Below are 23,172 nucleotides of genomic sequence, written 5' to 3'. Positions count from 1 at the left end.
GAGCGCGCCCCCCGGCCCCCCCCGTGATCGCCAGGCCTCCCGGTGCGCAGCCCGGCGCGCCGCTCACAGCCGCGCTTCGAAGGTGAGGTAGGTCTCGGAGCCGAACAGGCCGCGGTAGGTCTTCACCGCCTCGGGGTTCGAGGCCATCGCGGTGATGGTCATGCGGGCGAGGCCACGGGCGCGGAACGCCTCCGCCGCCGCGTCGAGCAGCGCCCGGCCCACGCCGCGGCCGCGCGCCGCGTCGGCCACGTAGAGGTCCGAGACCTCGCCGAAGCGGCGCAGGCGCTCGGGCAGGTGGTGGCCGCCGTCCTCGCCGATGCCGCAGACCGCGAAGCCCAGCAGCGCGCCCTCGGCACCCTCCGCCACCAGGATCACGCCGCCGCTCTCCTCCACCCAGGTCTCGAGCCAGCGCAGGTGCGGCGCGGCCATGCGCGCCGGCGCCACCAGCCCCGCGCCCGGCGAGCGCGCCTGCTCATGCGCCTGCAGGGCGGCCATGAAACGCTCCAGCTCCGGCCTGTCCTCGGGCCGGGCGAGCCGGATCACGGGTGCGGGAATGGCGGCTGTGGTCATGGCTGTCTCCTTCGTCCGTCCGCGCATCCTGCGAGGGCGGCGCGGCAGGTGCAAGCGCATGCGGTTGCCCGCGCCCGCCGCTGACGCTAAGGAAAGGGCCCGCACAGCCCCGGAGCCCGCGCATGGCCAGAGACACCCGACAGCCGTTGCCCCCCGCCGAGCGCCAGCCGCCCGAGCTGGACTACGCGCCCCCGCGCGAGCCCTTCCTCAGCGTGCTGCACGCCGATGACCACCTGATCCTCGTCTCGAAACCCTCCGGCATCCTCTCGGTGCCCGGCCGGGGCGAGCACCTGCAGGACTGCATCGCCACCCGGGCGCGCAGCCTCTACCCCGGGGCGCGCATCGTCCACCGGCTCGACCTCGACACCTCCGGCATCATGGTGCTGGGCCTCACGGCCGAGGCGCATCGCCACCTCTCCATGCAGTTCGAGGCGCGGCGCACGGCAAAGCGCTACATCGCCCGGGTCCGGGGCGCGGTGGAGGGCGAGCGCGGCCGCATCGACCTGCCGCTCGCCTTCGACCCGCCGAACCGCCCGCGCCAGAAGGTCGACCACGCGCACGGCCGCCCCTCGCAGACCGACTGGGAGGTGATCGGGCGCGAGCCGGAGGCCACCCGCCTCGCCCTCACGCCCCTCACCGGGCGCAGCCACCAGCTGCGGGTGCACATGCTCTCGATGGGCCACCCCATCCTGGGCGACCCGCTCTACGCCGAGGGCGCGGCCCGCGCCGCCGCCGACAGGTTGCAGCTCCACTCCGAGTACCTCGGCTTCCACCACCCCGCAGACGGCCGCCGCATGGAGGCGACAGACCCCTGCCCGTTCTGAGGCTTCGCATCAGGAAGGCGCCGTAAGCTGCTGGTGTAAAGCGCTATTCCGGCGCACCGGCCCGCAGCCAGGCACCGAGCACGGCGCGGTCCTCCGCGGTCATGCCGGTTTCGTTGCCCAGCGGCATGTTGGTGGAGAGCACCGCCTGCGCCAGCATGCGCGCGGCATGGGCGCGGATCTCCGGCAGGGTGTCGAAGGCAACCCCGCCCGGCGCCTCCTCGAACCCCTCGTGGGTGGGGTTCGCGGCATGGCACATCGCGCAATGCGCGCCCACCACCGCCATCGCCGCCTGCGGGTCGACCTCGGCCGAGGCCTCTCCCGGCCGCCAGGAGGAGAACCACATCATGCAGATGGCGAGGAAGGTGGCCAGCGGCCACTGCCATTTCATGATCGGCCCGTGCCGGCCCTGCTCATGCATGTTGAACCAGTGCCGCACCACCGCGCCGATCACCAGGATGAAGCCGATCAGCACCCAGGAATACGGGTGCCCGAAGGCCATCGGGTAATGGTTGGAGATCATCATCAGCACGACGGGCAGCGTGAGGTAGTTGTTGTGGGTGGAGCGCAGCTTGGCGATCTGGCCGTATTTCGCCTCCGGCGTGCGGCCGGCCTTCAGGTCGTCCACCACGATGCGCTGGTTGGGGATGATGACGAGGAAGACGTTGCCGCTCATCATCGTGGCGATCACGGCCCCGATGTGCAGCCAGGCCGCCCGGGCGGAGAACACCTGCCCGAAACCCCAGGCCGCCACGACGAGCGCCACGAACAGCACCGCGAACATCACCGCCGGCCGGTGGCGCAGCGGTGACTTGCACAGCGCGTCGTAGAGGAACCAGCCCGCCACCAGCGAGCCCGCCGAGACGAGGATCGCCAGCGCCACCGGGATGTCGGCCACCGAGCGGTCGATCAGCAGCCCCTTCGCGCCCCAGTAATAGGTGACGGCCATCATCGCGAAGCCGGTCATCCAGGTGGAGTAGCTCTCCCACTTGAACCAGGTCAGCTCCTCGGGCATGTGCTCGGGCGCCACCTTGTATTTCACCATGTGGTAGAAGCCGCCGCCATGCACCTGCCAGGTGTCGCCCACCTTGTCGTCGGTCATGCCCTTGCGCTTGCGCAGCGAATAGTCGAGCCCCATGAAGTAGAAGCTCGACCCGATCCAGCCGACGGCGGCGATGATGTGGGCCCAGCGGACGAAGAGGCTGATCCAGTCGTGAAACACCGCTTCCATGCGCTCTCCCCGTTCGCTTCGCATCGCAACAATACACTTGCGCTCTGCCCCGCAAAAGCCCGAAACTACGCGGATAACCTTGGGGAGGTGAGAGAGTGACAGAGCCCGGAGCACGCTTCGCGACCGACCCGGCAGCGCTGGACCGTGCGGCCTTCGTGGGCCGGTTCGGCGGTGTCTACGAACATTCGCCCTGGGTGGCCGAGGGCGCCTGGGACGCGGGCCTGCCCGCCGGGCTGCACGCACCGTCCGCCCTCGCGGCGGTGCTCGCCGCCCGGGTGGAGGCCGCCTCCCCGGCGCAGCGGCTCGAGCTGTTGCGCGCGCACCCCGACCTCGCCGGAAAGCTCGCGCTCGCGGGGGGGCTCACCGCCGCCTCCTCCGCCGAGCAGGCCGGCGCCGGGCTCGACCGCTGCACCCCGGAGGAGTTCGCCGCCTTCACCGAGCTCAACGCCGCCTACCGCGCCCGCTTCGGCTTTCCCTACATCATCGCGGTGCGCGGGCGGACCCGGCAGGAGATCCTCGCCGATTTCCGCACCCGGGCCGCGCGCGATCCGCAGACCGAGTTTGCCGCCGCCCTCGTGCACGTGCACCGCATCGCCCTGCTGCGGCTGGAGGCCCTGGCCGCCGCGGAGGCGGCGGAGGCCGGGCGGTGAGCGGGCTTCCCTTCGGCAGCGAGGCCCTCGCCCCGCCGGAGGCCGGGGCCGAGCGCCCCACGCGGCTGCGGGTGGAGCTGTTCGACGGGGTGAACCTGTTCGTCGACGGCCGCCGCCTCAACATCTCCTCGGCCAAGGCGCGGGCGCTCATCACCTGTCTCGTGCTCAGCCGCACCGGCGAGGAGAGCCGTGCCGTGCTCTCCGAACGGCTGTGGAGCCGCTCGGCCAGCGCCGAGCACCAGCGCAACTCGCTCAAGCGCGACCTCAAGGTGCTGGTGGACAGGCTGACCCAGGCCGGGTACCGCGGCCTCACGGGCGGGCGGCTCGAGGTGCGGCTCGACCTCGCGAGCGTGGATTGCGACGTGCTCAACGCGCTGCGGGCCGCGGAGGCGGGCTACGCGCATTCCGCGCTGCTGGAGCGGCACCACCCGTTCCAGAGCATCGCCGCCGGCTGCGACGACGTCGACCCCGAGTTCAGCCACTGGCTCGCCGAGCGCGTCCAGGATCTCGAGGCCCTGGCGATGCGGGCCATCGACCTCGCCCTCGCCGGGCCCGATCTCGAGATCGCCCGCCGGCGCGACCTCGCCCTCGCCGCCTTCAACCTCGACCGCACCCGCCAGCCCGCCGCCATCACGCTCATGCGCGTCCACGAGCAGATGGGCGACACCGCGGCGGCACTGCGCGTCTACGGCACGCTCTACCTCGCGCATCTCGAGGAACACGACGACCCGCCGGACGGCGAGATCCTCGCCGAGGTGGAGCGGCTGAAGCTCGCCACCTCCGGGCCCGGCCGGGTCCGGCAGGGCGCGCCGGGCCCCGTGCGCGGGCCGCTCACCCGGCCATCGGTGCGCATCGGCCCGCCGGACCAGCTGCGCAGCCACCTGTTGCGCCGCACCGCGCTGCATATCATCGACCAGCTCGGCCGCCGCCCCGGCCAGCTCCGCCTCACCCGCTCCGAGACCGCCGATCACCGGCTGGAGATGGTCGAGGACGAGGGGCGCCTCTGGCTGCAGCTCTGGCGCATCGCCGACGAGACCCTGGTCTGGACCGGCTCGGCGGAGGACGACATCGGCGCCGGCGCCACCGCCACGCGCATCGCCGCCGCGCTCTCGCCCGGCAATGCCGCGCCGCCGTCCGCCTATCCGCAGCTCATTCCCGCCGCACCCGAAACCCAGGCCCTGCGCCTGCTGCTCTCGGTGCCCGGCTCCGTGCCCTCCGAGCGCCGCCAGCGCCGCGAGCCGCAGCCGCTCGACCCGCTGGACCAGGCGGAGGCGGGCTGGCGCGACCTGATCGCCGGCCAGCGCGCCGAGGCGGCCGCTGCCCTGCGCCGTGCAGCAGCGCTCGACACCGACCGCGGCGAGGCGCTGGCCGCCGCCGCGCTCGGCCTCGCGCTCGTGGCGGAGGAGGACGAGGCCGTCGCCCATGCCGAGCGCATCCTGATCGGCGATCACGAGCCGGGCCTGCGCGCCCTGCGCGGCACGGCGCTCGCCATCTGCAACGAGCGGCGCTCGGCGGTCTCCTGCCTGCGCGACCTGCCGGAGCGCTGGATCCTGCCGCGCTGCTTCGGTGCGGTCTCGGCGGCGCGCATCGGCAACGCGGAGGCGGTGCGCGGCTTTCTCTCGCCCGCGCGCGGCTGGCCGATGCCCGGCGGCGCCCCCGGCCTCGCGGACTGGGCGACCTGCATCCTGCCGATGTCGGAGAATTTCAACGGCTCGCTGTTCTACCGCACCCTGCTCGACCTGCTGCAACCGGTCGAAGCCTGAGCCAGAGGGCCGGCATCCTGCGCAGCGCGGACGTTCGGAGCCGGTCCGAAAGCCTGCCCCGCCGGCCCATGCGCGGCCGGAGGCACTGTCGTGGCAGCCCCATGCGCTGTCTCGCCGCGGCCCAGGGCTCCGCCCGTGCGCCGTGCGCCGTGCGCCGTTGGGCGTCGCATATGCCGGGTGTCGCGCAAGCCTCTTCGGAGATGTGCTGCGCTCCGTCCGGATTTCGCCGGAACGGGCCGTCGCCCGATCTCCGGGCCAGCCAGGCGAGCGTACCCCATCCGGCATGTATAGCCGCTGTCCCGTGCCCGTCCGTCGAGGCCAGCGGGGGGGCATGCAGGGCGTTGGCTGATGCGCCCTCCCCGGTCGGTGAGATCAGCACCGCACCGGCATCGGTGCGTGGAAGAGCGCGCCGCACCCCGCAGGCCGCAACGGCTGGCGGAGCAGATGGTGCTGCCCCCTCCGGCCCCTGCCGCGACCGGGGTGAGGGCCGGAGCCGGCGCCCCGGCCGCTCCGGGCCTTACTTCGTACCGAACATCCGGTCGCCCGCGTCGCCGAGGCCGGGCAGGATATAGCCCTTCTCGTTCAGGCGCTTGTCGAGCGAGGCGGTGATGATGCGCACGTCCGGATGGGCTTCCTTCATGCGCGCCACGCCCTCGGGGGCGGCGAGCAGGCAGAGGAAACGGATGTCGGTGGCGCCGGCGTCCTTCAGGAGCTGCACCGCGGCGGCGGAGGAATTGCCCGTGGCGAGCATCGGGTCGACCGCGATCACTGGCCGGTCGGCGAGGTCACCCGGCACCTTGAAGTAGTACTGCACCGGCTGCAGGGTTTCCTCGTCGCGGTAGAGGCCGACGAAGCCGACGCGCGCGGAGGGGATCAGCTCCAGCACCCCGTCGAGCAGCCCGTTGCCGGCGCGCAGGATCGAGACCAGTGCCAGCTTCTTGCCCTTGAGCACCGGGGCTTCCATCTCCTGCAGCGGCGTGTCCACGGTCATCGTGGTCATCGGCAGGTCGCGGGTCACCTCGTAGGCGAGCAGCAGCGAGATCTCGCGCAGCAGCTGCCGGAACCCGGCGGTGGAGGTGGCCTTGTCGCGCATCAGCGTGAGCTTGTGCTGCACAAGGGGGTGGTCGACGATCGTCAGGTGCTCGCTCATGCGCTTTCTCCCAATCTCTCCAGCATCCGGGTCCGGGTGGCGTCGTCGCAGAAGGCGGCGCGCATGGCAAGCCGGTTCAGCCGCGTGAAGGTCTTGCGGCTCCAGCCGAAGGCCTCGTTGAGGGCGGCGTATTCGAGCGCCAGCGACGTGTGGAAATAGGGCGGATCGTCGGTGGAGAGGGTCACGCCCACGCCCGCGCGGTCGAGCACGGCCACCGGGTGTTCCGCCCAGCCGGGGCAGAGCGACAGCGCGATGTTCGAGCCGGGGCAGACCTCCAGCACCACGCCCTCCTCCGCCAGCCGCGCCATCAGCGCGGGGTCGTCCGCCGCGGCGATGCCGTGGCCGATGCGCGCGGGCGCGAGGGCGTCGAGCGTCGCGCGGATGCTCTCGGGCCCGCAAACCTCGCCGGCATGGGCGGTGAGGCCCAGCCCCGCCTCGCGCGCCAGCGCGAAGGCCGGCGCGAAATCGGCGGCCGCAAAGCGCCGCTCGTCCCCCGCGAGGCCGAAGCCGCTCACGCCGGGCACGCCCGCCACCATGGCGGCCACGCGGCGCGCATCGTCCGGGCCCATGTGGCGCACGGCGACCGGGATGAACCGCGCCTCGATGCCCGGCACCCGCGCCGCGCCCTCGCGGATGGCGGCGAGCATGTCGGCCCAGGCCGCGCCATCGGCGGCGCAGAGCTGCGGGGCGAGGAAGATCTCGGTGTAGATCACCCCTTCCGCCGCACGGGCGCGCAGCACCGCCTCGGTAAGGCGGGTGTAATCCTCCGGCGTCTGCAGCACGGAGGTCGCCACCTCGTAGACCGCGAGGAACTCGGAGAAATCCGCCCAGTCATAGCTGCCGTCCGCGGCGAAGATATGGCCCAGGTTCAGCCCCTTCTCGGCGGCGAGGCCGCGGATGAACTCCGGCGGGGCGGCGCCCTCGAGATGCAGGTGCAGCTCCACCTTGGGCAGGGTGAGCCAGTCCCGCGCCACGGCGTTCATGGCAAGGCCAGGCACAGGAAACTCCGCCCGTGCGCCCCGGGCGCGAGCCCGAGATGTGCCGCGATGCTCTCGCCCACGTCGGCGAAGCGCACCAGCCCCACGGGGCCGGAGACATCGGGGCCCGCGCCCAGCACCGGCACCCGCTCGCGCGTGTGCTCGGTGCCGGCCCAGGTGGGGTCGTTGCCATGGTCGGCGGTGATGATCATCAGGTCTCCCTCCCGCAGATGGGCGGTGATCGCGGGCAGGCGCGCGTCGAACGCCTCGAGCGCGCGCGCATAGCCCGCCACGTCGCGCGGGTGACCATAGAGCGAGTCGAACTCGACATAGTTGGCGAAAACGAACGTGCCGTCGGGGGCGGTGCGGGCCATCTCGATGGTGTGATCCACCAGCGCCATGTCGTCCGCGCCCTTGAGCAGCTCGGATATCCCCCGATGGGCGAAAATGTCGCCGATCTTGCCGATGCCAATGGTCCGGCCGCCCGCGGCCACCACGCGCTCGCACAGGGTAGGCTCGGGCGGCGGAATGGCAAGGTCGCGCCGGTTTGCCGTGCGGCGGAACTCCTCCGGGCTGCGGCCCAGGAACGGCCGGGCGATCACCCGCCCCACCCGCATCGGGTGCACCAGCTTGGCCGCCACCTCGCAGACCTGCATCAGCCGCTCGAGGCCGAAGACCTCTTCATGTGCCGCTATCTGGAACACGCTGTCGGCGGAGGTGTAGCAGATCGGCTTGCCCGTCGCGATGTGCTCCTCCCCCAGCGCGCGCAGGATCGGCATGCCGGACGCGTGGCAATTGCCTAAGATTCCCGGCAGCCCGGCCTCCCGGATCAGCGCCTCGGTGAGCTCGGCCGGGAAGGCTGGCACGCTGCGCGGGAAGTAGTGCCAGTCCCAGGGCACGGGCACTCCGGCGAGCTCCCAGTGGCCGGAGGGGGTGTCCTTGCCCTTCGAGACCTCCTCGGCCGCACCCCAGAGGCCGGCGGGCGCAGGGCCGGCGGGCACCGGCGCGCCGGAGGCGAGGCCGACGGCCTCCCACAGGCCGAGGGCAGCGAGGTTGGGCAGGTGCAGCGGGCCGGAGCGCCCCTCCTCCGCCCGGCCGGCGGCGCATGCGGCGGCGATATGGCCCAGCGTGTTGGCCCCCTCGTCGCCGAAGGCGGCGGCATCGGGCGCGCCGCCCGCGCCCACGCTGTCCATCACCAGCAGGAAGGCGCGGGGCATCAGCCTGTCCTCCGCCCGTTCACGAGATCCGCTCCTTGATGAGATCGGCCTCGGGCCCGGGCCGCGCGGAGAGCGTATAGGCGGCGGCAAGGCGCGCGGCGGCGGCATCGGCGGCGGCCTCCGAGGCGGCGTGAACGCGGGCAATCGGCGTCTCCGCGTCGGCCCGCAGGCCGAGGCCCAGCAGCCGGTCGAAGCCCACCGCGGGGTCGATCGCATCGGCCCGCTTGCGCCGCCCGCCGCCGAGCTCGACCACCGCGAGGCCCACGGCCCGCGTGTCGATGCCGGTGACGAAGCCTTCACCGGGGGCGAAGACATCGCGCACCACCGGGGCCTTGGCGAGGATCTCCGCGTAGCGCTCGAGGAAATCGGCCGGGCCGCCGAGGGCCGAGACCATGCGCCCGAAACGCTCGGCCGCCGCACCCGACTGGAAGGCGTCGCGCAGCCGCGCCTCGCCGGTGGGCACGTCGGGCGCGAGACCGGCGAGGGCGAGCAGCGTGCCGCCCTGCGCCACCGTCACGTCCCAGAGCCGGCTGTCGATCTCGGCACCGGTGAGGAAGGCGGCGGCATTCGCCACCTCCAGCGCGTTGCCGGCGGCGGAGGCGAGCGGCTCGTTCATGTCGGTGATGAGTGCGGCCGTGGGGCAGCCCGCGCCGCCCGCCACGCTCACGAGGCTCTGCGCGAGGGCGCGGGCCTCGTCGGCCGAGGCCATGAAGGCGCCGTTGCCCACCTTCACGTCGAGCACCAGCGCCTGCAGCCCGGCGGCGAGCTTCTTCGAGAGGATCGAGGCGGTGATCAGGTCGAGGCTCTCCACCGTGCCGGAGACATCGCGCACGCCGTAGAAGCGCTTGTCGGCGGGCGCAATCTCGTCGGTCTGGCCGATCACCGCGCAGCCCACCTCGGCCACCACGCGGCGCAGTTCGTCCTCGCCGGGCTGGGTGCGGTAGCCGGGGATGGCGTCGAACTTGTCGAGCGTGCCGCCGGTGTGGCCCAGCCCGCGGCCCGAGATCATCGGCACATAGGCGCCGCAGGCGGCAAGCGCGGGGGCGAGCATCAGGCTCACGTTGTCGCCCACGCCCCCCGTGGAGTGCTTGTCGACCACCGGGCCCGGCAGGTCCCATTTCAGCACCTTGCCGGAATCGCGCATCGCCAGGGTGAGGGCCACGCGCTCCTCCGCGTCCAGCCCGCGCCAGATGATCGCCATCGCGAGGGCGGAAATCTGGCTGTCCTCGATCGAGCCGTCGGTGATACCGGCCACGAAGAAGCGCAGCTCCTCCGCGCTGAGCGCCCGCCCGTCACGCTTGGCGGTGATGACCTCCTGCGCGAGCATCAGTAGCCCTCCGCGATCCCGTCTTCGGCGGGTGTCTGGCCGGCGAGCGTGGCCAGCAGCGCATCGAGCAGCGAGGAGGCGCCGAAGCGGAAGGTGAGCGGGCTCACCCAGTCCTCGCCCATCACCTCGTCGGCGATCTCGAGATAGGAGGTGGCATCCTGAAGGCTGCGCACCCCGCCGGAGGGTTTCACCCCGATGAGCTTCTCGCGGTGCTGCGCCACCTCCTCGAGCATCAGGCGCACCGCGCGGTGGGTGGCGTTCATCGGCACCTTGCCGGTGGAGGTCTTGATGAAATCGGCGCCGCCGTCGATGGCGAGCGCCGCGGCGCGGGAGATCATCGCGTCATCGTTGAGGATGCCGGTCTCGAGGATGGCCTTCACCTTGGCCTCGCCGGCGGAGGTCTTCACCCGCTCCACCATGGCGCGCACCGCCTCCGGTTCGCCCTCCATCAGGTGGCGGTAGGGAATGACCATGTCGATCTCGTCGGCGCCGTCATGCACCGCCTCCTCGGTCATCGCCATCACCTCGGAGGCCGGGCGGTCACCGGTGGGGAAATTCACCACGGTGGCGACGCGGACGGTGGTGAGGCTCAGCAACCCCTTGGCCTGGGCCACGAATTTCGGCCATATGCACACGGCGGCCACGGAGCCGTGCGGCGTGTCGGCGCGCTTGCACAGCGCGTCGATGTCATCGCCGGTGCACTTGTCTTCCAGGTTGGTGAGGTCGAGGCAGGCCAGCGCGCGCGCGGCCGCGATTTCAGGTGTCATGTGTCCTCCCGGGGCCGCCTCGGGCCCGTATTGTCATGCGCCGCCTCAGGCGAAGCTGCGCACGAAGTCCTTCACGAGGGCGCGGAACCGCGCCCGGGCCTTCGCGGCCTCCGATTTCGTCTCCGCGTGCGAGAGTGCCTCGCCGGTCATGCCCGCGGCAAGGTTCGTCACCACCGAGACCGCCGCCACCCGCATCCCGAGGAACCGCGCGAGGATGCATTCCGGCACGGTGGACATGCCCACCAGGTCTGCCCCCAGCGCGCGGACGGCGCGGATCTCGGCCGGGGTCTCGAAGCTCGGGCCGGAGAACCAGGCGTAGACGCCCTCGGGGATGTCGCCCAGCCGGGCGCGCAGCCCGGGGTCGTAGGCGTCGACCATGCTCAGGAACCGCGCGTCCGTCTCCTCGCCGATCAGCGGGTTCATGCCCGAGAGATTGATGTGATCGGCGATGGCGACAAGGCTGCCCGGCGCCCATTCCGCGCGGGTGGAGCCGGCGGAATTGGTGAGGAGCAGGTCGGTCACGCCAAGGTCGCGCAGGGTTTCCAGCACCGGGCGCATCACCGCGGCCCCCCCGCCCTCGTAGGCATGCACCCGGCCCGAGACCAGCGCCACGCGCACCCCGTCGAGCCGGCCGAGGACCAGCTCGCCCGCATGCCCCGAGACGGTGGAGAGCGGAAATCCCGGCAGTTCGGCAAAGGGAAAGCGCTGCGCCTCCTCCACCTCGTCGGCCAGCGCGCCGAGGCCCGAGCCCAGCACCAGCCCGATGGCGGCGGGCTGGCCGCCGGCGGCACTCACCTGCTGTGCGGCGGCGGTGAGGCTCATTCCAGGTGCCCCTTCGCGAAGGCACCGGGCAGCAGCTCGGCCACCGTCATGCGCGCGCGCGGGCCCTCGAGCCCGGCAAGGGTGACGACGACCTCCGGCGCGGCGAACTCGGCCAGCTTCTGCCGGCAGCCGCCGCAGGGGGTGACCGGCTCCGGGCTGTCGGCGATCACCAGCACCTCCTCGATCACCCGCTCGCCCGCGGCACACATGGCGGCGATGGCGCCGGCCTCGGCGCAGGTGCCCTCCGGATAGGCGACATTCTCCACGTTGCAGCCGGCGAACACGCCCGAGGGCGTGCGCAGCGCAGCGCCGACGAGGAAGCCGGAATAGGGGGCATAGGCCTTCTCGCGCACGGCCTTCGCGGCCTCGAACAGATCCATCTCAGCGCTCCTTCACGTATGGCACCCCGCCGGCCTTCGGCGCCACCGCCCGGCCGATGAAGCCCGCCAGCAGGATCACCGTCAGCACATAGGGCAGCACCGCGGTGGCCTGCGAGGGGATGGTGCCGATCAGCGGGAATTCGAAGCCCTGATAGCGGATCGCGAGCGCGTCGAGAAGCCCGAAGAGCAGGCAGGCGAACATGGTGGGGATCGGCCGCCACTTGGCGAAGATCATCGCGGCCAGCGCGATATAGCCCTTGCCGGCCGACATCTCGCGGATGAATCCCGCGTTCTGCGCGGTGGAGAGATAGGCCCCCGCGAGCCCGCAGAGGATGCCGGTGCAGATCACCGCGCGGTAGCGCATCCAGGCCACCGAGATGCCGGCGGTATCGACCGCGGCGGGGTTTTCGCCCACCGCGCGCAGCCGCATGCCGAAGCGCGTGCGGTAGAGCACCCACCAGGTGAGGGGCGCGGCGAGGAAGGCGACATAGACCAGCAGCTTGTGGCCCGAGAGCACGTCCGCATAGATCGGCCCGATCACCGGCACGGCGGCGATGGCCTCGGCGAAGGGCAGCGTGATGTCCTCGAAGCGGGCGGAGCCGGTGAGCTGCGGCGTGCGCCCGCCCTGCGAGAACCAGGCCTGCCCCAGCAGCGCGGTGATGCCGGACGCGATGAAGTTGATCGCGACACCGGAGACGATCTGGTTTCCCCGGTGGGTGATGCAGGCAAAGCCGTGCACCAGCGCGAGCGCCACCGAGGCGAGGATGCCCGATCCCAGCCCCAGCCACACCGAGCCGGTGACCGCCGCCACCGCCGCCGCCGCGAAGGCCGAGACCAGCAGCTTGCCCTCCAGCCCGATGTCGAAGATGCCGGCGCGCTCGGAGAACACCCCCGCGAGGGCGGCGAGCAGCAGCGGCGCCGAGATGCGCAGCGTGGCGTCGAGCACCTGCAGCAGGTCGTGGAACAGGCTCAGGTCCATGCCGCACCTCCCTTCTTGCGCGCGAAGATCCGCACCATGGCCGGGCGGAACATGTATTCCAGCGCCCCCGCGAAGAGGATGGCGAGGCCCTGGATCAGCACCACCATGTCACGGCTGATCTTGGGCATGTCGAAGGCCAGCTCCGCACCGCCCTGGTAGAGCACGCCGAAGAGCAGGGCCGCGAGCACGATGCCCACCGGGTGCGCCCGCCCCATCAGCGCCACGGCGATGCCCACGAAGCCGGCGCCGCCGGGGATGTCGAGGAAGATGCGGTTCTGCTCGCCCATCACCGGGTTGAGCGCCATCAGCCCCGCGAGCGCGCCCGAGAGCGCCATCACCGTGACGATGATGCGCGTGGCCGAGATGCCGGCATATCGCGCCGCGTCCGGGTTCGCCCCGAAGACGCGGATCTCGTAGCCCAGCTTGGTGCGCCAGATCAGCACCCACACCAGCACCGCCGCGACGAGCGCGATCAGGAACATGATGTTGAGCGGCGCGCCGCCGATGTCCTGCCCGAAGAGCCCCATCAGCCCCTCGAGATGCGGCAGCCGCGCATCCGCCTCGAAGGTGCGCGACTGCACGGAGGCATCGCCCTGCACCTTGAGGTGGTTCACAATGAGATAGCTCATCATCGAGGCGGCGATGTAGTTGAACATGATGGTGGTGATCACGACATGCGCGCCGCGCCGGGCCTGTAACCAGCCCGGGATCGCCCCCCAGACGCAGCCGAAGAGCGCGCCGCCCAGCATGGCGAAGGGCAGGATGGTCCACCAAGACAGGTAGCGGTCGAGCGCGAGGCACACGAGCCCCGCCCCCAGCCCGCCGACATAGGCCTGCCCCTCGCCGCCGATGTTGAACTGGCTGGCATGGAAGGCCACCGCCACGGCGAGCCCGGTGAATATGAAGTTCGTGGCGTAATAGAGCGTGAAGCCGATGCCCTCGCCATAGCCGAAGGCACCGTAGACGATGAGCCGCACCGCCTCCAGCGGGTTCTCCCCGATCATCAGCACCACCAGCCCGGCGACGAGGAAGGCCACGGCAAGGTTCACCGCCGGCAGCAACCCGTATTCGACCCATTTCGGCAGGGTGTTCATGCGACGGCCTCCACCATGCTCTCCTGATACTCCTTCAAGCCGCGGCCGTCCCGCGCCGCCAGGCTCTCGCTGCGCCCCGCGCTCATGCCGCGTCTCCGCCCACACCGGACATCATCAGGCCGATCTCGCCCTCCGGCGCGTCGGGCGAGACCTCGCCCACGATCACGCCGCCGCACATCACCAGCACGCGGTCGGAGAGGGCGCGGATCTCGTCGAGCTCGACCGAGACCAGCAGGATAGCCTTGCCCGCGTCGCGCAGCGCAATCAGGCGGCGGTGGATGGCCTCGATGGCGCCCACGTCGACGCCGCGGGTGGGCTGGCCGACGAGGAGCACGTCGGGGTCGCGCTCGATCTCGCGGGCGAGCACGATCTTCTGCTGGTTGCCGCCGGAGAAATTCGCCGCCTTCAGGAAGGGGTCGGGCGGGCGGACGTCGAAATCCTCCATGTGCCGGCGCGTGGCCTCCAGCAGCGCCGCGCGGTCGATCAGCGCGCCCTCGCCGTAATCAGGCGCGCGCTGGTAGCCGAGCATCACGTTCTCCCGGGCCTGGAACTTCGTCACCAGCCCGGCGCGGTGGCGGTCCTCCGGCACATGGGCGAGGCGGTGGCTGCGCATCCAGGCCGGGTCGCGCCCCGTGGCATCGGCACCGGCGAGCAGCACCCGGCCCTCGCTCGGCGCGCGGATACCCGAGAGCACCTCGAGCAGCTCCGACTGGCCGTTGCCCGACACCCCGGCAATGCCGACGATCTCGCCCGCCCGCACCTCGAGGCTCACGTCGTCGAGCCGGGTGACGCCCTGGGCGTCCTTCAGCGACACCCCCTCGACGGCGAGGCGCACCACGCCCGGGGCGGCGGCGCCCTTCTCCACGCGCAGCAGCACCCGCCGGCCCACCATCAGCTCGGCCAGCTCCTCCACCCCGGTCTCGGCGGTGCGGCGCGAGGCCACCATCTCGCCCTGGCGCATCACGCTCACGGTGTCGGTGATGGCCATGATCTCGCGCAGCTTGTGGGTGATGAGCAGGATGGTCTTCCCCTCCGCCCGCAGCCGCGCGAGGATGCGGAACAGATGGTCCGCCTCCTCCGGCGTGAGCACGCCGGTGGGCTCGTCGAGGATCAGCACCTCCGCGCCGCGGTAGAGCGCCTTGAGGATCTCCACGCGCTGCTGCAGGCCCACGGGCAGCTCGCCCACCACCGCGTCGGGGTCCACGCGCAGGTCGTATTCCTCCTCCAGCCGGCGCAGCTCGGCGCGCGCGGCGCGGCGGCCGGGGCCGAGCAGCGCGCCGCCCTCCACGCCAAGCATCACGTTCTCCAGCACGGTGAAGGGCTCCACCAGCATGAAATGCTGGTGGACCATGCCGATGCCGAGGCCGATGGCCGCCTGGCTGTCGCGGATCTTCACCTCGCGCCCGTTCACCAGGATCCGGCCGCGGTCGGCCTGGTAGAAGCCGTAGAGGATCGACATCAGCGTCGACTTGCCGGCGCCGTTCTCGCCGATGATGCCGTGGATCGTGCCCTTCTCCACCTTCAGGTGGATGTCGCGATTGGCGTGGACCGGGCCGAAGCTCTTGTCGACCCCGACGAGTTCGATGGCAGGCTGGCTCATGCCCCCTCCGCTGGATTTGTCATGGCGCCGAGCTTATTGCCTCGCGCGCGATCGGTGAAGGCCCCCTCCCGCGGCGCGGTTTCCCTGACGCTGCGGAACGCCGCCTCCCGGGCCTCACAGGAAGGGGCAGCCGCCGGGCTCGGCACTGTCGATCACCTTCACCTCGCCGGAGGTGATCTGCGCCACAGCGCGCTTCGCCGCGGCCTCGATCTCCGGGGTCACCAGCGCCGCGTTGTGCGCGTCCATCGCATAGGCCACCCCGCCCTCGGCGAGGCCGAGGCTGGTCACGCCGGGCCGCCAGGCGGAGAAGGCCTGCAGCACCGCCACGTCCACCCGCTTGAGCATGGAGGTGAGGACGTGGCCCGGGTGCAGCCCGTTCTGGTTGGAATCCGTGCCGATGCCGAGCACGCCGGCATCCGCCACCGCCTGCAGCACCCCGGTGCCGGTGCCGCCGGCGGCCTGCATCACCACGTCGGCGCCGCGGTCGATCTGGGCGCGGGCCAGCTCGGCGCCCCGCGCGGGGTCGGCCCAGGCAGCGGGCGTGTCGCCGGTGACGGCCACGAACACCTCGTCCTCCTCCGCCACCGAGGCCACGCCCTGCGCGTAGCCGCAGGCGAAGCGGCGGATCAGCGGGATGTCCATGCCGCCCACGAAGCCGATCTTCCCGGTCTCGCTCGCCAGTGCCGCCATCACGCCCACCACATAGGCGCCCTCCTGCTCGCGGTAGACCACCGACTGCACGTTGGGCGCCTCGACCACCATGTCGATGATGGCGAACTCGGTGTCCGGATAGTCCGGCGCCACGCGGGCCAGCGCGTCGGCATGCATGAAGCCGATGGCGACCACGGGCGAGAACCCCTTGCGGGCGAAGTTGCGCAGCGCCTGCTCGGATTGCGCGGGGCTGTCGATCTCGAACTCGCCGTAGCTGCCGCCGGTCTGCGCCTTCCAGGCCTCGGCGCCGATCCAGGCGCTCTCGTTGAAGGAGGCATCGAACTTGCCGCCCACGGAGTAGACGAGCGCGGGCTCGGCGACGGCAGGCGCGGGTGGCTGCGCAAGAAGCGCGAGGCCGAGGGCGGCGAGGGCAGATCTCATGCGGGCTCCCGGGCGGCTGGCGGAGGGATTTTGACCAGATGGTGTATGTTCGGCGGCAAAGATCAACGCAAAAGCGGCCCGGACACGAAAAACGCGGGCCCCCGGGGGGACCCGCGCCGCATTTTCAGGCAATCCTGCCCTCAGTAGGGGCAGGTGCTGTCGGCCATGTAGTCGTGCACCTCGACCTCGCCGGAGATGATCTTCTGCGCGGCCTCGTCCACCGCGGCCTGCATCTCGGGGGTCACCAGCTCGGCGTTGTTGTCGTCCATCGCGTAGCCCACGCCGCCTTCGGCGAGGCCCAGCACGTCGAAACCGGTGGAGTAGTTGCCGGCCTGCGCGTCCTCGAACGCGGCGTAGACGGCCTGGTCGACGCGCTTGAGCATGGAGGTGAGGATGTGGCCCGGGTGCAGGGCGTTCTGGTTCGAGTCCACCCCGATGCCCAGCTTGCCCGCGTCCGACACCGCGTTCAGCACGCCGATGCCGGTGCCGCCGGCCGCGTGGTAGATCACGTCCGCGCCGCGGTCCATCTGGCTGCGGGCGAGCTCGGCGCCCTTGCTCGGGTCGTTCCAGGCCGCACCGGTGTCACCGGTCATGTTCTCGAACACCTCGGCGTCGGGGTTGACCGATTTCACGCCGCCCACGTAGCCGCAGGCGAACTTGCGGATGAGCGGGATGTCCATGCCGCCCACGAAGCCCACCTTGCCGGTCTCGCTCGCCATCGCGGCCATCACGCCCACGAGGTAGGAGCCCTCGTGTTCCTTGAACAGGATCGAGCGCACGTTGGGCTTTTCCACCACCATGTCGACGATGCCGAACTGGGTGTCGGGGTATTCCTCCGCCACCTTCTCCACCGCGGCGGCCTGCGAGAAGCCGATGGCGAGGATCGGGCTGTAGCCCTGCTGGGCGAAGCGGCGCAGGGCCTGCTCGCGCTGCGCGTCGTTCTGGATCTCGAAATCGCGATACTCGATGCCGGTGTCCTCCCTGAACTTCTCGGCACCGGTATACGCGGCCTCGTTGAAACTCTTGTCGAACTTTCCGCCGAGGTCGTAGACGACGGCCGGCTTGAAGTCCGCCGCCTGGGCCGCGGCGGCGACAAGGCCCGCCACCGCGGCCAGCATGAGTTTGCGAAGCATGTCTGATCTCTCCTGTCTCGGCGCCCGGGTGCGGGCAGTTCCGCGCTCCCTGTAGCGGGAGTCACCTTGTAACGAAATGGCGCATGAATTCCGACGGCTTGGCAAGACTGTTTTTTGACCGGCCGAAAAAGCCCCGCGCGCTCAGGACCCCGAGCGCGCCCAGCCCTCGCGCTTGCGGTAGAGGGTGGAGGGCGAGACGTCGAGCATGCGCGCGGCGCGCGGGATGGACCCGGCGCAGGAGGCGATGGTGGCCTCGATGAACTCGCGCTCCAGCTCGGCGAGCGACATGCCCACCAGCGCGCCGATCGCCTCCTCCGGCCCGCCCGCGGCGGGTGCGGGCTCCGCCTCGAAGGATACGGCCTGCCGGCCGCCCTGCCCCGGCGCGCCCGGGCGCTGCCCGCCCTCCGAGCCGCCCTGCCAGGCCGGCGCCGCGGGCTCCGCCGCCGGGAAGGCGCGCGGCATGCTCTGCAGCCGCAGTTCGGGCGGCAGCATCTCCGGCAGCACCTCGGTGCCGTCGTTGAGCACCACGATGTTGCGCATCACGTTGAGCAGCTGGCGCACGTTGCCCGGCCAGGGCAGCGCGCGGAAGATCTCCCGCACCCGGGGCGAGAGCCGCAGGAAACTCCGCCCCTCCTCGCGCGCGAACTCGACGAGGCTGCGCTGCGCGATCTCGTTCACGTCCTCGCCGCGCTCGCGCAGCGGCGGCAGGTGGATGGGCACCACGTGCAGGCGGTAGAACAGGTCCTCGCGGAAGCGGCCGGCGCGCACTTCCTCGGCGGGGTCTCGGTTGGTGGCGCAGACGATGCGCACGTCGACCTTGCGCTGGCGCACCGCGCCCACCGGCTGGATCATCGAGGTCTGCAGGAAGCGCAGCAGCTTGGTCTGCAGCGCGAGGTCCATCTCGCAGACCTCGTCGAGGAACAGCGTGCCGCCGTCGGCCATGGCCGCGGCGCCCTGCTTGTCGGCGATGGCGCCGGTGAAGGAGCCGCGCAGGTGGCCGAACACTTCCGATTCCAGCAGGTCCCGCGGGATGGCGCCGCAGTTGAGCGGCACGAACGGGCCCTTGCGCCGGGTGGAGACGTTGTGGATGGCCTGGGCGCAGACCTCCTTGCCGGTGCCGCTCTCGCCGGTGATGAACACGGTGGCGGTGGAGCGGCCGATGTTGCCCACGGTCTCGTAGATCTGGTGCATGGTGGGCGAGGAGCCCACGAAGCCCTCGAAGCCGAGGCCGCGGCGGCCGCCCTCGGGCGCGCTGTCGGGAGCGGGCGCGGGGCTGGTGGTGGCCTCGCGCGCGTTGTGCACGGCCGAGAGCAGGCGGCGGTCGTCGAAGGGTTTCACCAGGAAGTCGAAGGCGCCCTCGCGCATCGCCTCCACCGCGCGGTTGATCGAGCCGTTGGCGGTGATCACGATCACCTTGCTGTCCTTGCCGCTGGCCGAGATGTGGCGCAGCACGTCGAGCCCGTCCGCGTCCGGCAGCATGAGGTCGAGCAGCACCACCCGGTTGCCGCCCGCGTCGTAGCCGGCCATGCCGTCGGCGGCGGTGAAGGCGGTGGTCACCTCGAATCCGGCATTGCGCAGGATGGTCTGGTAGACCATCGACAGGGAAGGTGTGTCCTCGATCAGGAGCAGCGCGCCGGCCTCGGTCATCCTCGCGTCACCCGGGCGCGCGCTGGCCTGCGACGAAGTCGATCAGGTCGGTGATGCTGCCCACGGCGCGGGTGCCGAGGTCGGAAATGGTTTCCCAGTCGTCGCGGTGCGCGGCGGAGTTGAGCTCCTCGGCGAGGTGCTGCACCCCGCTCGCCCCCACGGCGCCGGCGACGGAAATGAGGATATGGGTGCGCGCGCGCACCGTGCCCGCGTCGCGGGTGCGGATGCCCTCGGTGATGCCGGCGGCCACGCGCTCCAGGTCCTCCTGCACCTTGGTGAGCAGCTCGTGCATGCCGTCGGGCCCGATGGTTTCGGCGAGGGCGTCGAACACCCCGCGATCGACCACCGCATCCTCCACCCCGGCCTCCGGGCGGGCCGTGGCTGCGGCGGACTGCTCCTGCGGCATCGGCCGACCGAGCAGGCGCAGGATCTCGAGACCGAACTCGCTGATGCCCATGATCGGCTTGGCGATCAGCCCGTCGGCCCCGGCGGCGGCGATCTTCTCGCGGTGCTCGCGCATGGCGTAGGCGGTGAGCGCGATCAGCGGCAGGCGGGCGCGCGGGTCGTCGAGCCCGCGCACGTGGCGGATGACGTCGAGCCCGGAGACCCGGGGCATCTCGATGTCCACCAGCAGCAGGTCGAAGGGCTTCTGGTCGAGCAGCTCCAGCGCCTCGGCGCCGTCGGAGGCCACGGTCACCTCGGCGTTCATCGACTGCAGCATCTGCCCGGCCACGAGCTGGTTGGTGAGGTTGTCCTCGGCCATCAGGATGCGCAGCCCGCCCAGGTCGGGCAGCTTGGGGCCGGAGAGGCGCTCCTCGCCCTCGCCATGCAGGGGCACGGCGGCGAGGCTGCGGCGCAGCGGCACCGGGGCCGAGCCGCCGCCCTGCTCCTCCTGCGCGGCGGGCTCGGCGGAGGCGGTCTCGACCGGCAGCACCACCCGGGCCACGCAGCCCCGCGCATCGGTGCGGTTCTTCAGGCTGATGGTGCCGCCCATCTGCATCACCAGGCTGCTGGCGATGTGCAGGCCCAGCCCGGTGCCCGGCTTGGTGGGGCGCTCGGGGCGGCCGTAGGCCTGGAACAGCCGGTTGCCCAGCTCCTCCGGCAGGCCCGGCCCGGCATCGGTGATCTCGAACACCGGGGCGCCGCTCTCGTCGGTGCTGGCGCGCAGGCTCACGAAGCCCTCGTCGGTGAACTTCACCGCGTTGCCCACCAGGTTGGACAGCACCCGGCCGAGGCGCGTGGCATCGACGACCAGCACCTCGGGGGCGGTGATGTCGAAGGAGATGTCGAGCTTCAGGCCCTTGCGGGTGGCCTCCGCGGTCCACATCCGGCTCTGGCTGCGCAAGATGCCGGCGAGCTCGACCGCGGCGATATTGGGGGGCGCGTCCATCTCGGCCACGTCGAGCGCGCCCTCGAGCAGCCGCACCAGCAGGTCTGCCGATTCCGTGGCCCGGTCGATCTTGCTGCGGGTGTCCTCGTCGAGGCCGCGCGCATCGATCAGCGCCAGGCTGCCGGTGATTCCGCCGATCGCGGTGCGCATGTCATGGGCCAGCATCGCGAAGTAGCGCGCGGCCCCGGTGCCGGTAAGCTGCTCAGGCGTGAGTGCCGAGGTCGTCGTCGTATCGGCCAAGAATCCGGACTCCGTTGAACTGCGCAGGATGCAACCGAACGCAATGGATCACATCACTTTCCTACCAGAACGGGAAATCCCTTCCAAAGGTTTTCGGTATACGAAAGCCCGGGGAGGGGGGATTCCCCTCCCCCGCGCCGGAGGACCCGGCGGCTCAGGAGGCGATGCGCGTGCTCACCCAGTACTGCAGGGCACCGGGTTTCAGCGGCAGGTCGACGTAATCGTCGAACCCCTCGAAGCTGCCGGGCCGGCCGAGGCCGATGATCCGGGCCTCGGGGAAGGCGCGGCGGGCGATGGCGAGCTGGATCTGCTCCTCCTCGCCGCCCGCCTCGATGAACACGATGTCCGCCGGGCGGGACATGCCGTCCTCGTGGAACAGGATGTCCGGCCCCTTGAGGAAGGAGCGCGCGATCATGCCGAGCGCGGCGGAGCGGGTCTCGAGCCGCACGCAGGTCTCGTCGCGCACCACGGCCTCGGCGGGGATGCGCACCACCACGGCGATGCGCTCGTCGCCGATGCTCTCGAGCGAGATCTCGCCGCCCATGCGCTCCACCAGCATGCGCGCCACCGCGGGGCCGAGGGCGTCGGAGGCGAACTGGTCCGCCCCGCGCTCCGGCGCGCCGAGGATGAGCTCGGGCCGCCAGGTGGCGCCGCCCGCGCCGTAGCTGAAGGAGAGCACCGAGACGAGGTTGCCGCGGGCATAGGAGAGGTCGAGCCGCAGGTCATGCGCGCCGGCGTTGCTGAGCACGTAGGCCACGAGATGCGAGAGCGCCTGACGCATGCGCGGCAGGTCGCCCACCACCTCGCGCGGGCAGTCGCCGTCGGTCGCGACGGCGAGCGGCGTGCCCTCGCGCCGCGCCACCGGGTCGGACATGCCCTGCACCTCGCGGGCAAGGTCGACCGGGGCGAAGGGCCCGGGCTGCAGCTCCAGCCGGTCGTCCTGGATGGCGGAGAAATCGAGGATGTCGGCCAGCATGCCGATCATCTGGCGGCCCGAATGCTCGGCCTGCTCGATGAGGCGCAGCTGCGAGCGCGGCAGGCCGGGCTGCTTGGCGAGCGCGAGCAGGCCCAGCACGCCGTTCATGGGCGTGCGCAGCTCATGGCTCATCATCGCGAGGAAGCGGGATTTCGCCAGGTTGGCGCGCTCCGCGTCCTCGGCGAGGGCGAGATTGCTGGCCGCGAGCCTGCGGAACCGGCGCACCTCCACCGCGAGCACGATCATGCCGAGGATGCTCAGCACCACGGCGGCGAAGCTGAGGATGGCGGTCATCTGCGCGCTGGCACGCACGTTGTCGCGCATCTCGGCGGCCTTGCTCTCCTCGCCGTGCAGCACCGAGAGGGTGAGCTGGCGCAGCGGCTCGACATGGGCCTGGAAGATCGGGATCATCGCCAGTGCCGCCGGGGCGCCGCTGTCACGCAGGCCGACGACGCGCGGCTCCACCGCCTTCATGTCCTCGAACAGCGCCTCCACGGCCTGGCTCTGCGCATCGTACTCGGAGAGGCGGCGGCCCACGTCACCGGTCTTGAAGGTGGCGACACGGCTCCACAGCACGTCGAAGCGGTTGTTGACCGTCTGGGCCGACATGTCCGGCGCGTCCGCGGCGTATTCGGCCAGCGCCTGGGTGAACCGCGCCATCTCGAACTCGAGCTGGGCGGCAGACCACAGGATGGTCTCCTTGGTGGCCCGCTGCAGGGCGCTGAGGTCCTTGCGGAAGGCGTGCAGGCCCATGCCCGCCAGCCCGGCGATGCTCAGGATGACGACAAGCGCCAGCCCTCTCGTGATCCATCCATGCGCTTTCACTTCAGTTCAACTTTCACCAGCTGCCAGATCAGGCGGTTGTTGTACGAAGGATCCTGCAATTCGGCATGGTCATCCATCGGGTAGATCACCCAGATGGGCCCCTTGTCCCGGAGGGACAGGCGCTCGCCGTTCATCGCAAGGGCGAAAATGACATCGTATTGTTCGAATTCGGCGAGGTCGACCTCCACCGTGTAGTCGTTCACCGCGGTGAGGCGCACCCTCGTGGCGCTGCCGCGGCCGATCAGGCTGATGACGTCGCGCGCCAGCGGCCCGGTGAAATCGGTCTTGCCGTCGACGAACTCGTTGGTGGTGTTCAGGGTCCGCTGCGGCATGTCCTCCAGCGCCTGTTCGTCGAGCATCACCGTGTTGCTGCCGGCGGGAAGATTCGCGTTCGACAGGGTCAGCATGGTTTCCTGTGCCAGCGCCGCACCCCCCGGCATCGCCGCCAGCGCGGTGATGATCGCGATCGCCCGCAGGCCGATGCGCAGAACAGGGGGGAAAGCGTTGGTCATCTGTACTTC

General features: G+C 71.4%; 21 protein-coding genes. 3 read left to right on the top strand and 18 right to left on the bottom strand.

Translation table 11 applies throughout. The annotated features are described in order from the left end of the window. Positions 1-63 precede the first annotated feature (63 nt). Positions 64-570, bottom strand: coding sequence for a GNAT family N-acetyltransferase (locus D3P35_RS20110; RefSeq protein WP_198670716.1), 507 nt, complete (start codon positions 568-570; stop codon positions 64-66). A gap of 122 nt (positions 571-692) precedes the next feature. Here D3P35_RS20110 and D3P35_RS20105 point away from each other — a divergent pair, with 122 nt between their 5' ends. Then, entirely contained in the window at positions 693-1,394 is a 702-nt protein-coding gene (locus D3P35_RS20105; RefSeq protein ID WP_118137193.1) for an RluA family pseudouridine synthase, read from the top strand. 43 nt (positions 1,395-1,437) lie between these two features. Here the strand turns inward: D3P35_RS20105 and D3P35_RS20100 are convergent, their stop codons facing one another. Next, positions 1,438-2,622 (bottom strand): urate hydroxylase PuuD, encoded by a 1,185-nt coding sequence (locus D3P35_RS20100; protein ID WP_118137191.1) that lies wholly within the window; start codon positions 2,620-2,622, stop codon positions 1,438-1,440. 95 nt (positions 2,623-2,717) lie between these two features. On the opposite strand from D3P35_RS20100, the gene uraD reads away from it, so the two are divergent. Then, the gene (gene uraD, locus D3P35_RS20095; protein WP_118137189.1) at positions 2,718-3,272 is read left to right on the top strand and encodes a 2-oxo-4-hydroxy-4-carboxy-5-ureidoimidazoline decarboxylase; all 555 of its coding nucleotides are present in this window, start codon (positions 2,718-2,720) and stop codon (positions 3,270-3,272) included. Continuing rightward, positions 3,269-5,035 (top strand): hypothetical protein, encoded by a 1,767-nt coding sequence (locus tag D3P35_RS20090; RefSeq protein ID WP_118137187.1) that lies wholly within the window; start codon positions 3,269-3,271, stop codon positions 5,033-5,035. Before uraD ends, D3P35_RS20090 begins: the two co-directional genes overlap by 4 nt. A 517-nt stretch (positions 5,036-5,552) precedes the next feature. Here the strand turns inward: D3P35_RS20090 and upp are convergent. From upp to D3P35_RS20010, 16 genes are all read right to left on the bottom strand, one after another. Then, entirely contained in the window at positions 5,553-6,185 is a 633-nt protein-coding gene (gene upp / locus D3P35_RS20085; RefSeq protein WP_118137185.1) for a uracil phosphoribosyltransferase, read from the bottom strand. Continuing rightward, complete coding sequence (add, locus tag D3P35_RS20080) at positions 6,182-7,168, bottom strand: adenosine deaminase (protein WP_118137183.1); 987 nt, start codon at positions 7,166-7,168, stop codon at positions 6,182-6,184. Before add ends, upp begins: the two co-directional genes overlap by 4 nt. After that, positions 7,165-8,379, bottom strand: a complete 1,215-nt coding sequence (locus D3P35_RS20075) for a phosphopentomutase (RefSeq protein ID WP_118137181.1) — start codon at positions 8,377-8,379, stop codon at positions 7,165-7,167. The genes add and D3P35_RS20075 overlap by 4 nt, the downstream gene beginning before the upstream one ends. A gap of 19 nt (positions 8,380-8,398) precedes the next feature. After that, complete coding sequence (gene deoA / locus D3P35_RS20070; RefSeq protein WP_118137179.1) at positions 8,399-9,706, bottom strand: thymidine phosphorylase; 1,308 nt, start codon at positions 9,704-9,706, stop codon at positions 8,399-8,401. After that, positions 9,706-10,473, bottom strand: coding sequence for a deoxyribose-phosphate aldolase (deoC, locus tag D3P35_RS20065; protein WP_118137177.1), 768 nt, complete (start codon positions 10,471-10,473; stop codon positions 9,706-9,708). The genes deoA and deoC overlap by 1 nt, the downstream gene beginning before the upstream one ends. Before the next feature lie 45 nt (positions 10,474-10,518). Beyond that, the gene (locus D3P35_RS20060; RefSeq protein WP_118137175.1) at positions 10,519-11,295 is read right to left on the bottom strand and encodes a purine-nucleoside phosphorylase; all 777 of its coding nucleotides are present in this window, start codon (positions 11,293-11,295) and stop codon (positions 10,519-10,521) included. Beyond that, on the bottom strand, positions 11,292-11,675 hold the full coding sequence (locus D3P35_RS20055; protein ID WP_118137173.1) for a cytidine deaminase: 384 nt from the start codon (positions 11,673-11,675) through the stop codon (positions 11,292-11,294). Before D3P35_RS20055 ends, D3P35_RS20060 begins: the two co-directional genes overlap by 4 nt. Before the next feature lies 1 nt (position 11,676). After that, a complete protein-coding gene (locus D3P35_RS20050; RefSeq protein ID WP_198670715.1) occupies positions 11,677-12,654 on the bottom strand; it encodes an ABC transporter permease in 978 nt (325 codons plus the stop codon). Then, the gene (locus tag D3P35_RS20045) at positions 12,645-13,748 is read right to left on the bottom strand and encodes an ABC transporter permease (protein WP_118137171.1); all 1,104 of its coding nucleotides are present in this window, start codon (positions 13,746-13,748) and stop codon (positions 12,645-12,647) included. Before D3P35_RS20045 ends, D3P35_RS20050 begins: the two co-directional genes overlap by 10 nt. An 82-nt stretch (positions 13,749-13,830) precedes the next feature. After that, the gene (locus tag D3P35_RS20040) at positions 13,831-15,348 is read right to left on the bottom strand and encodes an ABC transporter ATP-binding protein (protein ID WP_118137169.1); all 1,518 of its coding nucleotides are present in this window, start codon (positions 15,346-15,348) and stop codon (positions 13,831-13,833) included. Between the two features lie 114 nt (positions 15,349-15,462). Continuing rightward, positions 15,463-16,440 (bottom strand): BMP family protein, encoded by a 978-nt coding sequence (locus D3P35_RS20035; protein WP_118137167.1) that lies wholly within the window; start codon positions 16,438-16,440, stop codon positions 15,463-15,465. Between the two features lie 140 nt (positions 16,441-16,580). Beyond that, positions 16,581-17,573 (bottom strand): BMP family protein, encoded by a 993-nt coding sequence (locus D3P35_RS20030; RefSeq protein WP_232830573.1) that lies wholly within the window; start codon positions 17,571-17,573, stop codon positions 16,581-16,583. Positions 17,574-17,714: 141 nt separating this feature from the next. Then, on the bottom strand, positions 17,715-19,220 hold the full coding sequence (locus D3P35_RS20025; protein ID WP_118137165.1) for a sigma-54 dependent transcriptional regulator: 1,506 nt from the start codon (positions 19,218-19,220) through the stop codon (positions 17,715-17,717). A 7-nt stretch (positions 19,221-19,227) separates the two neighbouring features. Continuing rightward, positions 19,228-20,850: a response regulator gene (locus tag D3P35_RS20020; protein ID WP_118137163.1), complete on the bottom strand. Its 1,623-nt coding sequence runs from the start codon at positions 20,848-20,850 to the stop codon at positions 19,228-19,230. Between the two features lie 154 nt (positions 20,851-21,004). Further along, the gene (locus tag D3P35_RS20015; RefSeq protein ID WP_118137161.1) at positions 21,005-22,651 is read right to left on the bottom strand and encodes a HAMP domain-containing sensor histidine kinase; all 1,647 of its coding nucleotides are present in this window, start codon (positions 22,649-22,651) and stop codon (positions 21,005-21,007) included. Next, positions 22,648-23,163 (bottom strand): molybdopterin-dependent oxidoreductase, encoded by a 516-nt coding sequence (locus D3P35_RS20010; protein ID WP_118137159.1) that lies wholly within the window; start codon positions 23,161-23,163, stop codon positions 22,648-22,650. The genes D3P35_RS20015 and D3P35_RS20010 overlap by 4 nt, the downstream gene beginning before the upstream one ends. Positions 23,164-23,172: the final 9 nt, after the last annotated feature.

The organism is Oceanicella sp. SM1341, assembly GCF_003448965.1.
GTDB lineage: Bacteria > Pseudomonadota > Alphaproteobacteria > Rhodobacterales > Rhodobacteraceae > Paroceanicella.
Note: the sequence above shows the minus strand (reverse complement) of the source record. Positions and strands in the feature narration are given on the sequence as shown.

What these genes read in the sequence shown, in the direction of transcription:
- deoA (WP_118137179.1), bottom strand. Translation starts at nt 9,706, where the DNA reads ATGCTCGCGCAGGAGGTCATCACCGCCAAGCGTGACGGGCGGGCGCTC.
- D3P35_RS20050 (WP_198670715.1), bottom strand. Translation starts at nt 12,654, where the DNA reads ATGGACCTGAGCCTGTTCCACGACCTGCTGCAGGTGCTCGACGCCACG.
- add (WP_118137183.1), bottom strand. Translation starts at nt 7,168, where the DNA reads ATGAACGCCGTGGCGCGGGACTGGCTCACCCTGCCCAAGGTGGAGCTG.
- D3P35_RS20035 (WP_118137167.1), bottom strand. Translation starts at nt 16,440, where the DNA reads ATGAGATCTGCCCTCGCCGCCCTCGGCCTCGCGCTTCTTGCGCAGCCA.
- D3P35_RS20110 (WP_198670716.1), bottom strand. Translation starts at nt 570, where the DNA reads ATGACCACAGCCGCCATTCCCGCACCCGTGATCCGGCTCGCCCGGCCC.
- D3P35_RS20040 (WP_118137169.1), bottom strand. Translation starts at nt 15,348, where the DNA reads ATGAGCCAGCCTGCCATCGAACTCGTCGGGGTCGACAAGAGCTTCGGC.
- D3P35_RS20025 (WP_118137165.1), bottom strand. Translation starts at nt 19,220, where the DNA reads ATGACCGAGGCCGGCGCGCTGCTCCTGATCGAGGACACACCTTCCCTG.
- D3P35_RS20055 (WP_118137173.1), bottom strand. Translation starts at nt 11,675, where the DNA reads ATGGATCTGTTCGAGGCCGCGAAGGCCGTGCGCGAGAAGGCCTATGCC.
- D3P35_RS20100 (WP_118137191.1), bottom strand. Translation starts at nt 2,622, where the DNA reads ATGGAAGCGGTGTTTCACGACTGGATCAGCCTCTTCGTCCGCTGGGCC.
- D3P35_RS20060 (WP_118137175.1), bottom strand. Translation starts at nt 11,295, where the DNA reads ATGAGCCTCACCGCCGCCGCACAGCAGGTGAGTGCCGCCGGCGGCCAG.
- D3P35_RS20010 (WP_118137159.1), bottom strand. Translation starts at nt 23,163, where the DNA reads ATGACCAACGCTTTCCCCCCTGTTCTGCGCATCGGCCTGCGGGCGATC.
- upp (WP_118137185.1), bottom strand. Translation starts at nt 6,185, where the DNA reads ATGAGCGAGCACCTGACGATCGTCGACCACCCCCTTGTGCAGCACAAG.
- D3P35_RS20075 (WP_118137181.1), bottom strand. Translation starts at nt 8,379, where the DNA reads ATGCCCCGCGCCTTCCTGCTGGTGATGGACAGCGTGGGCGCGGGCGGC.
- deoC (WP_118137177.1), bottom strand. Translation starts at nt 10,473, where the DNA reads ATGACACCTGAAATCGCGGCCGCGCGCGCGCTGGCCTGCCTCGACCTC.
- D3P35_RS20030 (WP_232830573.1), bottom strand. Translation starts at nt 17,573, where the DNA reads ATGCTTCGCAAACTCATGCTGGCCGCGGTGGCGGGCCTTGTCGCCGCC.
- D3P35_RS20045 (WP_118137171.1), bottom strand. Translation starts at nt 13,748, where the DNA reads ATGAACACCCTGCCGAAATGGGTCGAATACGGGTTGCTGCCGGCGGTG.
- D3P35_RS20105 (WP_118137193.1), top strand. Translation starts at nt 693, where the DNA reads ATGGCCAGAGACACCCGACAGCCGTTGCCCCCCGCCGAGCGCCAGCCG.